Raw genomic sequence first — 13946 nt, 5'->3', positions numbered from 1 at the left:
AAATATCATGACGACACCTGCACTGCCGTATTTTTTTGACGAAGCCTTGTCTGCATCCACTGCCGCGCTACTTGGCGAACGGGAAACCGAGCTAGGCTTTACCCTGGACGATCTGGACTGGCTGAACACGGTTTATAAGCCGACCCAGGCAGCCCGCAAAGCCCATGAAAAACCGATGCAGGCCTTCCAACTGCTGCTGTCTTTGCCCGCAAAGGCCGGCATTCCATTGGCCGGTGCCTTTGCCATGAGCCGGCCCAATAATGGCGCGGTCACGCTCTTCACACCGTGCAAAGGCCTGGTCAAATTCGCGGGCATGGCCGACCTCAAAAGCAAACTCAAAGAATGGTTGGCGCAGGCCACTGAAAAAAGTGAGCTGTTGCGCTTCCACTCCATCGAACAACGCCTGCCCTTGGCCGCCGCCGCTGCACTCGATATTTCCACTCAGGAAATCGAAGGCGCGGTATTCGAAGACCAGGAACTCACGCTCAAGCAACAGCAGGAACAAAACCTCAAGGCGATGGCGGACGAGTTGGTCAAGATGCCCACCTTGCAATCAATGCTGGACGAGGTCCTCAAGCACGCGTTGTCCAAGCCATTCCCCAAACTGGACCAGCGTCTGACGCGGCTGAACAGTTTTGTCAGTACGGGTTCTGCGTTTGATCAACGTGGAACGCCCCATGGGATTGCAACGATGTCACTGAGCGAGGCCCTCCTGCATTTTTACCTGACGAATCAGTGGCCGACGGGGGCCTCCAGGGTGTTTACCCATCCCGAGCACGCCACCGGCAGCAATGCCGACAACCAGACCTGGGAAAGCGCGGTAAAAAAAATCGCGCAAGGTTTTACGCCTCACCTGTACAGCCTGCTCGAGACCTTCTGGGACTCGCTCATGAGCAATGGCTTGTCGCGCCGGGCTTTTTTCACCGAGGGCCTGCAAGACACTTTTCACGCAAGGCTGTTAAACCAGCACCAGCAGGGCACTTTGACGACAGAGCAATACCTGCGACTGATGAATGTCAGCCTCCCCCCGGCCACGGTCGATCCCCTTCGCATCGAAAAAGTGCGGTTCACCGCCCCCTTCAAACAATTCGCAGAGCTTGCCTCGACCTTGATGATCGGCGGCGCGAACACGCTGGGTTTCCTGTACAGCCCGTCCCGCGGCATCGAGGCCACAAGCAACCTGCCAGCAGTGAAAAAAATCGCCCTGCAAATGCTCAACAGCGCAGAGCATGAAGACACGCTGCTCAAGTTCATGTCATTGAACGAACGCTGCACGTTTCTTGGACTGGTACTGAACGATCGGGTGATCGTCGGTGAACCCATCGTCGGCCCGGTGTTTGCAGGCGTGATGACTGACATCATTGATAAACAACGGCAAAACCTCAGCCATGCCTTGAGCCGTTACCGTGAAAGCGAAGGCACGCTGGACCCTCATGCCTTGCTCGACAATGCCCTGGACGTCCGGGCATTGATCGATCCCCGCTTGCTGCTGCCTGAAGCCGTGGGACGCTGGAGCACTCGACCGGACCATGGCGTGAATGCGCGGCCGGCCACCGTGCGCGCCGAGTCGGCCAAACAGGAGCTGTCGCTGCTGAGCTCGGTCGAACAGGCGCTTGATCAAGTCCTTGAAAAACACCCGGTCATTCCCACAACAACCCGCACGTTCGCCGCGGCGCAAAGCCTCGTCAGTTCATCATTGGCAGGTTTGAAATCGAGTTTTACCCACACACTGTCAACGGCACTGCGCAGTGAATTGAAGCTTCGCGCCGTCTCACGCACCCTGGGTGCGGCGGAACAGGCGATCATCAAAACCGTGCTCGATACGCCTACAAGCGCGGACCGAGCGGCATTGAACGGCTTTTTACCGGAGGTCTTTTCCCTGGCTTTGAAGGCCGGCACCGCGGCAACCCCACTGAAACTGGCCAGCTGTTTTGTCCTGACTGAACGCGGCGGCCTGGATCCGCTGCACTCAGGCAAGGCCATTCTGTGGACGCCGGCACTGGGATTTGAAGCCTTCAAGGTACTGACGCCGCTAAAGGAAGAGCTCGAACGACGCCTTAAAGACAAGAATCATCGTTCCATGCTGCTGGAAAACCTCGGCCGTAGCGAGCGAGTGCCAGACAGGGCCTACACACTGGCGCCGCTGCAAGAAGTCCATGGGCATTTTCTCGACAGTGTGCAAAGGCCCTTTGTTGATCTGGACCAGACCTTCGTCACCCGCGCGCTGACCACCCCGCTCTCCCCCGCGCCGCTGGCCAGTCTGCTGAACCTGGTGGCCCTGCGTGAGCCGATGACCGGGCTAAGTCGCGCGAGCGGCATTGCCCAGTCCCTGATCACCCAGCAAAAACTGCCGGCCTGGCTGGCCAAGGCGCCGATCAAAGACTTGATCCTGCATGGCGAATTGCTTCAGCAATATCTGCACAACGTCAAAGACGATCAGGACTACCTAACCGGCATCCGCTCATTGCAGCGCACTGCCCACCATGAACTGGAAAAACAACTCAAGGCCGACACGTTCAACATTGATCCGGACAAGGTCCAGGTCGAGATCAGCGCCAGCCCCTGGTCCGCGTCCAGCAAACAGACCCTGACCGATTTTGCGCTGGCTCACCTCAAGGACCTGGACACTGTCTCGCTCAAACTGACGTCGCTGGACACCACGGTCATTCCGGAGGGCATGGACGAACGCTACATCAAAGACCTGATACGCAACCTGAAACCGGGTGAACATCAGCAGAAAATACTCAGCGCGGCCCTCGCAGACACCGAGGCAAACGCGATTCGCAGACAGCGTTTTTACACGCAACTGCCCTGGCAACTGATGCACCACGCCCACGTTGAAAAACTGCTGGAGCGCCTGAGCGAAACCGGGTTCGATCTGATCCGCCAGGTCATGGACATGCCAGACGCCATCGCCCGTGCAGCCGTCGATGGCGCCCACGCGATCATCCGGCCCCTGGAGTTCCTCGGTGTCAGGAGCGGACAAACCGTCAAAGTGCCAGGCGTCTATCTGATCTGTTCATCGGCCGACAGCACGGCGCCGCAGGTGCTTGTCGCCCCTCACAGTCCACGGCACGGGATCAAGGAATACCAAAGCGAAACCCAGCTGCTGGCAGAACTGAAGACCCGCGGCGCACTGCTCGACTGGGTGCTCATGAACCTGCCGCAACCCGAGCGGATCTTGCTCGAAACCCGAATGGCAACGCGCAGCAACCGGGCTACAAGAGCCGCACCTGTGGCCACGGGCAATGCCGATACCGAAGTCACGCTGGCGTCCAACCCGATCAAGGGGCACCTGTTCGGGCACTTGTTCCATGACAATGCCGCGTTGTTGGGTCGGTTGCTCGGTTGTCAGTCCGATAACCAAAAGCAGAGTGCATGGGCAACCATCAAGCACGTTCTGGGCGAGGACCTGCACGAGGCGTATTCATTTTTCATGGGCAAGCTCGCCTACCCCGTCACGGTGTACCACAGCTACCTTGACATCAAACAATCCGCCGAAGACCTGCAAACGCACAAATGGGGTGCGGCCCTCAGAGAATTCATCAGCGGCATTGCTCAACTCGCTTCGTTGCGCCAATCGCTGGACACTCACGCACCGCCGACTTCCACGCCAGCCGAACCGCCACCGGAAAAAACCGATGCCCGCTGCAAATGGCAGGACATCAAGGTGACCGCCCCCGAGCGCACAGGCTTGAAGCGTCATGAAAACCTCCACGTCGACCTGGGTTCGCTGAAGCCCGACTCAACGCCCGGGCTCTACGCACATCCGACGACCAAGCAACTTTACGGGCCGGTGGAAGGCAAAGTGTTTCCGGTGACCAAACGCGGCACCCACTGGCGCATCGCCGACACAAAGACGCTTGGCCCTTATCTACGGCAAAACGAATCGAAACAATGGGTGCTCGACCGGGATACACCGACGCCGCAATTCGGCCTTATCCGTCGGCTGGATACTCTGGCAGCGGCTTGGGAGGGCATGAACATCGACGCCCATGGAATGCGACAGATACGACGTTTTTACCCGCACAAGGCTCGGCAGATCGACCAGGCGCTTGACCAGGCAACGAGCTATGCCTGGAACAGCTTTCGAAACCTGCAGTTGCTGAAGAACACCAACGACACGGACACCCCCGTGCATCAACTCATCAAGCGTTTCATTGAAGTGCCTGAGGTGTTGCCGGCGCATGTCGAGAAACTGGAAAAGGTCGTGGGCGACATGTTTACCGCGTTGTTGGACCCTACGCTCAGAAAGGCCAGGTCCGACCGTTTTGTCGTCGGCCGGGTAAACGCTGGCGCCGACAGTACATTCGGCCTCACCATCCCGAATGACACCGAGAAGAAAATCTATCTGGCAGAAAAATTCTTCGATCCCGGTTTCGAGCATTACCGCCAATATCTTACCGACACGGCCTTCCCGATCCACACGCATGCCCGGGCGATAACGCTCCTGCATGAGCTTTCACACCTTGTTTGTAATACCGAGGACATTTCCTACCTTGACCCTGGCAGACCTTTCACCGACCTGATCGGCACGGCCAGCGCGACCGCCACTGATCTCAAGAATGCATTGACCGATGCTCAGGACACCGCACTGTCGATCAAGACACCTTACACACAATTGTTCATGACCCAGGATGCCGACACCGGCGTGTGGGAAGACCCGGGAAGTACGACTTATGAAAACACTGACCGGGTAAAAGCCCAACTTTTGACGTTGACCGGTGCAGAAAACCTGAGCGGTGCTCGCGAGACCTTCAAAAGGAACTCACTGACCCGGCTGGCGGTACAACTTGGAAATGCCGACAGCGTGGCCTGGTTAATCAGTCATCTCGGCCGCGAGTTACACGTCAATACACCTTGAGTCCAGAAAATAAACAGCCGTTTGATGGGTAAATGCCATGACGGCTGTTCTCGCAGACTGCCCTCAAGGTTAGAATGCAGGAAATCAGGATGAGTCAATGACCGACACCCCTCTCTCGCAAGCCCAATATGACGCCATCACCGATGCCGCTGCGCACTGGTGCATGCGTTTGCACGCCACCGACTGCACGGCTGAGGAACGGCAAGCATTCGAACAGTGGCTTGACGCTGATCCACTGCATGCGTTCGAGTACGAGGCCATGCTGGAGATTTGGGATGTCGCGGGAGATTTGCCTCGTCCCGAAGCCGTCATGCCCGTCGCTCGCCTCCAACCCACAACGCCTTGGCGCACGTTCGGCATCGCTGCCGCCGTGTGTGCCCTGGCGTTGCCGCTGGCGGCTTTTAGCGGGTGGAGCCTGGGCTGGATTCCCAACTCGTACCAGCATTTCGAAGCCAGCAATACGGTCCGCCAGGTCACATTGAGCGATGGCAGCCAGGTCGAACTGAACCTTGGCACCGAGCTGACTTACAGCAATTACAAGGATCAGCGTCGCGTCAGCCTGGAAAAAGGCGAAGCTTTCTTCAGAGTCAGCCACGACGCAAACCACCCGTTTATCGTTCGGGCGGCGGAAGGCAGAATCCGGGTCACCGGCACCCAGTTCAATGTCTGGATGTACGAGGATCAGGTGCGCGTCAACCTGATCGAAGGTTCGGTTCTGGTCAGTAGCAACAATGACCTGCCAGGTGATGGCCTGCGGCTTGAGCCATCGATGCAGGCGCGCTACAAACACGGCGACTTCACGCCGCAAATCAGCCAGACCTACGCCAACGACAGCTCGCTGGCCTGGCGTCACGGCAAACTGGTGCTCGATAACCTGGCGTTGTCCGAAGCCCTGCCATTGATCAATCGCTACCTGAACACCCCGGTGATGGTCGCCGACAGCAGCACCGGCTCAATCCGCCTCGGTGGCATCTACAACATCAAGGAACTCAACAGCCTTGTGGCGACGCTGCCCAAGGTATTGCCGGTCTACCTGACCCGCAACAAGGACGGCAATCCGGTTCTCAACTCCATGCCGCAGCAACCGCCTAAAAGCTGAAGGCCGCAACCCTTGCGGGGTGCGGCCTTCTTTCTGAACGCAAACACTGTTCGATTTACTGTTTGGCCACCTTCGCGGCTTTTTCATCCTGCTCGCGAATTGTCTGTGCCTGGTATTGCGGGTCCGAAGTGATCTGCTGTTCGGTGAACGGCAACACACTCAACTGTTTCTTCGAGAAGGCCAACGTCTGGTCATTGGCGTGCTTTGAGGCCGGGTCGCTGGACAACGAGAACGCCAACAGCCCTTTGGCCTGCGGCCCCTTGTCGTCGAACGTCACCACTTGCAAATAGCTGGTGCCACTGACCACTTCGCGTTTGCCGTCGGTTCTCGGCACGCTCTGAATCGCGTTATACACGCCCAGGGTGCCCGGTCCGCCGTGAATCGGCGTCTGCTGGCCACCGCTGCTGACCACCTGGATATCGCCCCAGCGGCTGTCCGTCTTGAGCCCCGATGTGTTGACCGATTCCACCGACGCCAGCATCGCCTCGCGCACAGCCTTGGCAACTTCCACCCGCTCGACCGCCAGGCCGCGAGGCGTGTGTTGCGGGTCTTTCGGATCAAACACCACACGCCAGACATCGGGCGCTTCCTGTAGCGCTTCCATGACATTCTGGAAATGTACGAATCCCACGCCGCTGTCCAGGTTCGCGCTGCGGTCCCAGGCTTTCAGACTGGCACACAGCGGCGTGAGCGTCGGCGCATCGGCGCCCAGGTCTTCAGCGCAGAATTTCAACAAATCCGGCATCACTTGAGTCGCCTGGTACACCTGATCGTCCATCACCATCTGTTGCAGATCGGTCGCGGCAATCGGGCCAGCCTTGTTCAGTGTGCCCAGGCGATCCAGCGCAAAACGTGAGCGCAGGCCCAACGGCTGGCTGTCCTGGCTGATCAGTGGCGAGAAACCGGTGAGCGGTTGTGCCGGGTTGGCCATCCACGCCGAATCGTTGGAGTGCTGCACAAAGTCCTTGCGCAACAGCTGCGGTAATGTGTCCGAGGCATAAATGCCTTTTTGCGCCGCCGCCGGGTCGATGTCCCAGGCACAGGCGCTGTTGGAACCGTCGAGCACGATCATCTGCAACCCGGCCCGTGGATCGCTGCACGCGGCCAGTTTGTCGACACTGACGTTCGGTACCACCGACAGGTTCATGTACAGCGTCTGCCCCTGATCGTCCGCCGCCAGGGTGTTGACCCACGGGATGCCCTGGATCTTGTGAACCGATGCCTGCAATTCCTTGAGGCTGACCGCACGATTCATCGCGTACCACTGCTGCAACACCCGGTCGTTATCGAGGTTGGCATCGCGCAGGCTGTAGGCGAACTGGTTATCCCAGTCCAGTTTTCCCGGCCATTGCACGATCGGGCCGAATTGCGAGCTGTAGACCACGCGAGAGACCGACCGGGTCTGCCCGTCAGGCTGTTTCACCTTCACGGTCACAGTCTGCTGCTTCATCGGCAGCGACTTGCCGTCGAGCAAATAGCTGGTCGGGTCCTTCGGATCGAGTTGCAGGCGATACAGGGTGAAATGCTTGGACGAGTCCACGGTGTGGGTCCAGGCCAGGTGTTGATTGAAGCCGATGTTGATCATCGGCAGACCGGGCAGCGCGGCGCCCATCACATCGAGTTTACCGGGGATGGTCAGGTGCATCTGATAGAAGCGCATCCCGCCGACCCACGGAAAATGCGGGTTGGCCAACAACATGCCACGGCCATTGAAGGAGCGTTCACTGCCCACCGCGACTGCGTTGCTGCCGCGATCCAGCGCGAAGCGTTGAATGCGCGCAGCGGCTAGCTGGAACTGCGCCGAGGCCTGCGTATTCTGCGCGACCGTTTTGGGCGGCGTGGCACCGGCCAGCGCTTCGGCAAACTGCCCGACGCCGCCTTCGACCAACAGCCGCCGGGTCAACTTGACCAGGTCCTGCGCGGTGATGTCCCGCACCCATTCGCCCTGGCATTGCTGCAACAAACCTTGCGCGCGACGTTCCGCCAGCGAGCGGTTGTAACCGGCCACATACCCTTCAATGAGGTCGCGGACTTCCGGCGTTTGAGCCTGCCAGAACGCAGCGACGGCTTGCGGCGTATTCAACCAGTTGAAAAATACGTCGCTGACCTGGTTTTCACGCTCTTCGACCGTGAACTGCTCCGGGCCGAAATAACGTGAACGCTCGCCGTTCACCGTGGTGATCTCATTGGCCAGCAGGCACAGATTGTCCTGCGCGTACGCGTAGCCGATGCCGTAGCCGAGGCCACGTTCGTTGTCGGCACGAATATGCGGCACGCCGAAGCTGGTCCGGCGGATATCGGCCGTCGCCGAAGCATCCGGCTGGCTGCGCGCGTGTGCCGCAAGACTCAAGCCCACCAACACGGCGGCAAGGCTCAATCGGGTTAACTGCCTGGTAATAATCACACTCGCTCCTACAGGAACGAAATTCATGACAAAAATTTAGGCCGCTGGAGGGCGTTTCTGCGGGGGTTTACAAGCTTCTGACGTGATGGCAACAAAATTTCTACATCTGATCCTTCATGATTTGGGTGGCTCGTACGTCTTATTGAGTAAGAGCACCCAACACATCTTTCCGGTTCAGGCTCTGAAAAGGAGATTTTGCATGTACAACTCGCAACTGCCAACGGACGGTAGCGCTGCGCCAATGGGCACTTCCATGGGCTCGGGCCTGTTCAATCCGCGTACTGAACGACACAGCAACGAACGGATCCGGGTACTGCTCAAGAGCTTCGGCCTGCGCACCAGCCTGATCCGCCTGAAAGTCATCGACGCCTTGCTGACCGCCGCCGAAAGCGATCGCAGCCTGGGTGTGCGCGGCGTCCACAGTCACCTGCTGGACCTGGATATTCCGCTGTCCTTTCTCAGTGTGCGCGAAGTATTGAAACGCTTGTGCAGCGAAGGCGTGATCACCCTGAACCCGGACAAAAGCTACAGCTTGCACCCGCAGGCGTTCGCCGCATTGCACGGCGAATAACCTGCCCGTGGTGCGTCGCTCAGGGCTTGACCTTGCGACGCATCACGCCATTGATCACCACCACGATCACCGCCACGCCAATAGCGATGTACTGGAACAGTTTTTCGCTGATGACCCCGGCATTCTGCAAATACGAAAGGCCAAACATGATCCCCAGCACCACCAGGGAGATCAGAATCGAGTATTTCAAACGTTGCGACTGGGTCATTGCCCTTTTCCTTAAACAAAAAGCTAAAACGTAAGGCGAACCTGAAAATGTATCGGGTTTGTATCCGAATGCATGCCAAGCCACTACCGTTTTCCGGGGATGGGGCGCTGCAAACGGGGTCTCATGTTACAGCCGATGAAGCCTTTTGGCTGCATAGCGGCGATAACCATGAGGATTTTGAAATGTTCCGTCGAATCACACTGCTGATTCCCCTGCTGGCCATACTTTCCCTGAGCGGCTGCATTATTTTCCCCCACGGCGGATGGCACGGCGGCCACCATTACGACGGCCGTGGCGGACCGGGTTACTACCAACACCGTTAGGATTTTTCAGCGGCCTGAATGTTCTTTGACAAAGCCATTTCCCGGCTGCGCGCAAAGCTCAACCATCCAGTCGACAAACACCCGTACCCGCCGCGACAGCTGACGGTGAGGAGGATAGAGCGCCGCCAACGGCATCCCCGGTGGCGGCACCTCCCTCAGCACCTCGACCAGATTGCCCTCCTTCAATTGCCTGGCTACGTGATAGTACGGGGTCTGGACCAATCCATACCCCGCCTCACACGCCGCCAGATAACCGTCGGCACTGTTGACCGCCACATGTTTGGACAAATTGATCGGTTGTATCTGACCATCGACCACAAACTCCAGTCCGAAACGTTTGCCGCTGTGACTGGAAACGTACTCCACCATTTCATGCCCCTCCAGATCGGCCAGGCACTGCGGCGTTCCGTGGCGTTGCAGATAACCGGGGCTGGCGCAGGTGACCTGATCCAGCATGACCAGCGGCCGCGCCACCAGAGAGTCGTCCAGTGACGAACCGCCCCGGAGCACGCAATCGACGCCCTCGCGAATCAGGTCCACGGGCCGGTCATTCAAACCGATTTCCAGCTCGATCAAGGGATAACGGGCCGTGAACTGCGGCAAGGCCGGGATCACGATCAGGCGCCCCACCCCTGCGGGCATGTCCACGCGCAACAAACCTTTGGGGTTTTGACGCGCGGCGGAGAACACCGCTTCGGTTTCCTCCAGATCCGCCAGCAAACGCACGCAACGCGGGTAATACGCTGCCCCGTCGAGCGTCAGGCTGATCTGCCGCGTGGTGCGTTGCAGCAACTGCACGCCCAGATGCGCCTCAAGCTGTTTGATCAGAATGGTCACCGAGGCGCGGGGCAATTGCAGGCTGTCTGCAGCTTTGGCAAAGCCTCCCAGCTCGACGATCCGGGTGAATACGCGCATGGCGTTGAATCGATCCATTGTGCAGTCGTACCGGCTGATTATTTAGAAATTACTAATAGTGATAGCAGTTTTAGCTGGTTTATCTGGATTCTGTCGAGGTTAACAATGGGATTCACATTCACAGGGAGCTGATTTCATGCAAACACGTCAATTGGGTAAAAACGGTCCGCAGGTCAGCGCGATCGGTCTGGGCTGCATGGGCATGACCGATTTCTACACCACCGGCACGGACACCCGGGAAGCCACGGCCACCCTGCATCGCGCGCTGGAGCTGGGCATCAACCTGCTCGACACCGCCGACATGTACGGCCCGCACACCAACGAAGAACTGATCGGCAAAGCCATCGCCGGCAAGCGTGATCAAGTGTTCCTGGCGAGCAAGTTCGGCATCGTCCGCGATCCGGCGAACCCGACCGCCCGAGGGGTCGACGGACGCCCGGAATACATCCGCGCCTCTATCGACGGCACCCTCAAGCGGCTCGGCGTCGAAACCCTCGACTTGTACTACCAGCACCGCATCGACCCGCAAGTGGCCATCGAGGAAACCGTCGGCGCCATGGCCGAACTGGTCAAGGCCGGCAAGGTGCGTTACCTGGGCTTGAGCGAAGCCTCGGCCACAACGCTGGAGCGGGCGCACCAGGTTCATCCGATCAGCGCGCTGCAAAGCGAGTATTCGTTATGGAGCCGGGATCAGGAAGACAACGGCTGCCTGGCCGCGTGCCAGCGACTGGGCATTGCCTTTGTCCCTTACAGCCCGCTGGGTCGGGGCTTTCTGACGGGCGCACTGAAAAGCCCGGACGATTTTGCGGCGGACGACTACCGTCGGTTCAGCCCGCGTTTTCAGGGTGACAACTTCGCGAAAAACCTGCTGCTGGTGCGGCAAGTGCAGGACCTGGCGGCGGAAAAAGGCGTGACGGCGGGTCAACTCGCATTGGCGTGGGTGCTGGCCCAAGGTGATTACGTGATCCCGATCCCCGGGACCAAACAGCGTAAATACCTGGAAGAAAACGTGGCAGCGCTGGAAATCAAACTTGGCCGCGAAGAGTTGCACGCGCTGGAAGCGATCTTCCCGGCGAATGCCACCGCCGGCTTGCGTTACCCGGAAGAAATCCTGAAGTTGCTCGACCGTTAACCTGCGTCCGGCCCGTTCAATTGCCTGAACGGGCCGGCGCAATCCCGCCGTCCGTCACCTCCCTCCGTTCTTGTACGATCGTACCTAAAGCTCAACTTGAGCCAGCCGATAGCCCTTTGAAGCGTCCAGTTTCATACCGATACCCACAATAAGATCGCTGCTCAAAAGGACCCGGCCCCATGCCCGCATTCCGCACTATTCAGGCTCGCTACACGCTGTTTCTGGTCCTGTTCATTCTGCTGCTGTCCATTCTCACCGTGGTTGGCATCAGCCAACTGGTCGCGCCAAAGCTGCGCCACACCGAAGAACAAGTCGCGCTCAATCGCATCGCCGAAGTCGCCGAACAAATCCAGGGCGAACTGAACAAGGTTCAGGCGCAACAGCGCAGCATCACCCAGACCATCCCCCTGCTCGACAGCGCCGCCATCGACACGGTCCTGCCGGGCCTGGTCGATCAGTACGGCGAGCTGAAAGTCTTCGGTGGCGGCATCTGGCCCCTGCCCGGCCAGCGTGAAGCGGGACGCAACAAGTTCAGCACGTTCTGGCATCGCGATGCCTCGGGCAAACTGGCGGTCAATACCTTCTGGAACAGCGACGCCGCGCCTAACTATTACGACCAGAGCTGGTACAAGGGCGGCATGCAAACCCCACGCGGGCAATGCGCCTGGGCAGCGGCCTATAAAGATGACGCCAGCGCCGAGCCGCGCACCAACTGCGCCATGGCGATCCAGAAAAACGGCGCCGCCTACGGCGTCTCGACCATCGACGTGACCCTGGGTTTCTTCAACGACCTGGTGGCGCGCAAGGAAAAAGACCTCGGTGCCGAAATGCTCATCGTCGAGGCCGACGGCAAGATCATCAGCAACAGCTCGCGCATCAGCGGACCGATCGTACTGAAGAACATCAGCGAACTGGCCGGCAACTCACCTTTCGCCAGCCAGGTGAAGGCCGGCCTGCAAAACCGTGATCAGGCGCAGCGCGTCGAGTTCGACAACAAAGGCGAAGCCAGCACCTTCTTCATGCGCCCTATCGAAGGCACGCCGTGGTTCCTCGCCACCGCCCTGCCGACCAAGCTGATCACCGCGCAGCGCGACGATGTGCTCAGCACACTGAGCCTGCTGCAAATCCCGATGGTGATCCTGCTGGTGCTGCTGCAAATCTATGCGATCCGCCAACTGATCCAGCGCATGAAAGCCTTGAAGGCGAATATCGACGCGCTGTCCGCCGGTGACGCCGACCTGACCAAACGCATCACCATTCGTGCCGAAGACGAGCTGGGCGCCATTGGCCACTCGGTCAACGCGTTCATCGCTTACCTGCAAAACATGATCGGCGAAGTCACCCAGGCCACGGGCGCCATGGCGTCCAGCCTCGACAACCTGCAACGCACCTCTGCGCATACCAGCCAGATTCTGGTGCGCCACGCTTCGGAAACCGATCAGACCGTCACCGCCATAACCGAAATGAGCTCGACCGCCGAAAGCGTGGCGCAGAACGCGGCTGAAACCGCCGCTTTCACTCAACGCGCCAACGAAAACGCCGACCGTTCGCGGGTCGTGGTGGGTGAAGCGTCCAGCAGTGTGATTGCGTTGATCGACGAAGTGGCCAGCGCCACCCATAAAGTCGAAAGCATGCAGCAAGACGCCCAGCGCATCACCGAAATCCTCGGGGTAATCGGCGCCATCGCCGGCCAGACCAACCTGCTGGCCCTTAACGCGGCCATTGAAGCGGCACGTGCCGGTGAGCAAGGTCGCGGTTTTGCGGTGGTGGCCGACGAAGTCCGCGCCCTCGCCGCCCGCACCCAGGCCAGCACCTCGGAAATCAACGAAATGCTCACCCGCCTGACCCAAGGCGTCAGTTCGTCGGTCAGCGCCATGGAAAACACCCAGGCCAGCTGCCAGTCAGCGGCCGATGCCACGGCGCGGGTCAACACCGGGCTGGACGAAATGGCCGGTTCCGTCAGCCATATCAACAGCCTCAGCACTCAGATCGCCACGGCCGCCGAACAGCAAAGTGCGGTGACGGAGGAGATCAACCGCAGCATGGTGCAGATCCGCCACATGGTGGATGAACTGGTGAAAAGCGGTCAGGCCAGTGAGCTCAATACCCGGCAGTTGCTGGAAGCCAATAGCCGCGTGAGTGCGATTATGGGGCGGTTCAAAGTCCGCTGATTAGCTGAAGGCTTTTGTGTGCATATCCATTGTTTTGGTGATGGCTGATATGGGTTTCGCCCTTACGGCGAGTCACTTGGAAAAGCCCCAAGTAACCAAGGGCTCTTGCCCCTTTCGTTCGGTGCCTCGCTAAGGCTCGGCATGCCCTCGCTCCGGTCCTGCTCCGTGGGCCCGCCGCCATCGGCCATCCATGGCCGGGGGCGGCTAACCCGGCATCCATGCCGGGTTGCCCACTACGCAGAACCTCCACTCGGCCTCT

The 13946-nt window shown here is 59.2% G+C and carries 9 protein-coding genes; 6 read left to right on the top strand and 3 right to left on the bottom strand.

What is annotated here, in order from left to right; translation table 11 throughout:
• Nucleotides 1-7 precede the first annotated feature (7 nt).
• Entirely contained in the window at nucleotides 8-4864 is a 4857-nt protein-coding gene (locus KGB25_RS23980; RefSeq protein WP_223436999.1) for a dermonecrotic toxin domain-containing protein, read from the top strand.
• A 97-nt stretch (nucleotides 4865-4961) separates the two neighbouring features.
• The gene (locus tag KGB25_RS23975; protein ID WP_008036649.1) at nucleotides 4962-5963 is read left to right on the top strand and encodes a FecR family protein; all 1002 of its coding nucleotides are present in this window, start codon (nucleotides 4962-4964) and stop codon (nucleotides 5961-5963) included.
• Nucleotides 5964-6018: 55 nt separating this feature from the next.
• Here KGB25_RS23975 and KGB25_RS23970 read toward each other — a convergent pair whose 3' ends face one another.
• On the bottom strand, nucleotides 6019-8367 hold the full coding sequence (locus KGB25_RS23970; RefSeq protein ID WP_223436997.1) for an acylase: 2349 nt from the start codon (nucleotides 8365-8367) through the stop codon (nucleotides 6019-6021).
• 199 nt (nucleotides 8368-8566) lie between these two features.
• Between KGB25_RS23970 and KGB25_RS23965 the strand changes: the two genes are divergently transcribed.
• Nucleotides 8567-8938 (top strand): hypothetical protein, encoded by a 372-nt coding sequence (locus tag KGB25_RS23965; RefSeq protein ID WP_008043684.1) that lies wholly within the window; start codon nucleotides 8567-8569, stop codon nucleotides 8936-8938.
• A 19-nt stretch (nucleotides 8939-8957) separates the two neighbouring features.
• On the opposite strand, the gene KGB25_RS23960 is transcribed toward KGB25_RS23965, so the two are convergent.
• Nucleotides 8958-9146 carry a hypothetical protein gene (locus KGB25_RS23960; RefSeq protein ID WP_008024801.1) on the bottom strand — a complete coding sequence of 63 codons (189 nt, stop codon included), beginning with the start codon at nucleotides 9144-9146 and terminating at the stop codon, nucleotides 8958-8960.
• A 182-nt stretch (nucleotides 9147-9328) separates the two neighbouring features.
• Here KGB25_RS23960 and KGB25_RS23955 point away from each other — a divergent pair, with 182 nt between their 5' ends.
• Nucleotides 9329-9469, top strand: a complete 141-nt coding sequence (locus tag KGB25_RS23955) for a hypothetical protein (protein WP_008024803.1) — start codon at nucleotides 9329-9331, stop codon at nucleotides 9467-9469.
• Nucleotides 9470-9475: 6 nt separating this feature from the next.
• On the opposite strand, the gene KGB25_RS23950 is transcribed toward KGB25_RS23955, so the two are convergent.
• A complete protein-coding gene (locus KGB25_RS23950; protein ID WP_207284394.1) occupies nucleotides 9476-10402 on the bottom strand; it encodes a LysR family transcriptional regulator in 927 nt (308 codons plus the stop codon).
• A 118-nt stretch (nucleotides 10403-10520) separates the two neighbouring features.
• Between KGB25_RS23950 and KGB25_RS23945 the strand changes: the two genes are divergently transcribed.
• Entirely contained in the window at nucleotides 10521-11516 is a 996-nt protein-coding gene (locus tag KGB25_RS23945) for an aldo/keto reductase (RefSeq protein WP_008043688.1), read from the top strand.
• A gap of 179 nt (nucleotides 11517-11695) precedes the next feature.
• Nucleotides 11696-13687 (top strand): methyl-accepting chemotaxis protein, encoded by a 1992-nt coding sequence (locus KGB25_RS23940; protein ID WP_192416251.1) that lies wholly within the window; start codon nucleotides 11696-11698, stop codon nucleotides 13685-13687.
• Nucleotides 13688-13946: the final 259 nt, after the last annotated feature.

The sequence above is a fragment of the Pseudomonas sp. BF-RE-21 genome (assembly GCF_019947305.1).
GTDB lineage: Bacteria > Pseudomonadota > Gammaproteobacteria > Pseudomonadales > Pseudomonadaceae > Aquipseudomonas > Aquipseudomonas migulae.
The sequence above is the reverse complement of the archived record's forward strand: the minus strand, read 5'-3'. Positions and strand labels throughout refer to the sequence as shown.

Excerpts from the sequence above, each read along its gene's own strand:
- KGB25_RS23980 (WP_223436999.1), top strand. The coding sequence starts at position 8 with ATGACGACACCTGCACTGCCGTATTTTTTTGACGAAGCCTTGTCTGCA.
- KGB25_RS23975 (WP_008036649.1), top strand. The coding sequence starts at position 4,962 with ATGACCGACACCCCTCTCTCGCAAGCCCAATATGACGCCATCACCGAT.
- KGB25_RS23965 (WP_008043684.1), top strand. The coding sequence starts at position 8,567 with ATGTACAACTCGCAACTGCCAACGGACGGTAGCGCTGCGCCAATGGGC.
- KGB25_RS23960 (WP_008024801.1), bottom strand. The coding sequence starts at position 9,146 with ATGACCCAGTCGCAACGTTTGAAATACTCGATTCTGATCTCCCTGGTG.
- KGB25_RS23955 (WP_008024803.1), top strand. The coding sequence starts at position 9,329 with ATGTTCCGTCGAATCACACTGCTGATTCCCCTGCTGGCCATACTTTCC.
- KGB25_RS23950 (WP_207284394.1), bottom strand. The coding sequence starts at position 10,402 with ATGGATCGATTCAACGCCATGCGCGTATTCACCCGGATCGTCGAGCTG.
- KGB25_RS23945 (WP_008043688.1), top strand. The coding sequence starts at position 10,521 with ATGCAAACACGTCAATTGGGTAAAAACGGTCCGCAGGTCAGCGCGATC.
- KGB25_RS23940 (WP_192416251.1), top strand. The coding sequence starts at position 11,696 with ATGCCCGCATTCCGCACTATTCAGGCTCGCTACACGCTGTTTCTGGTC.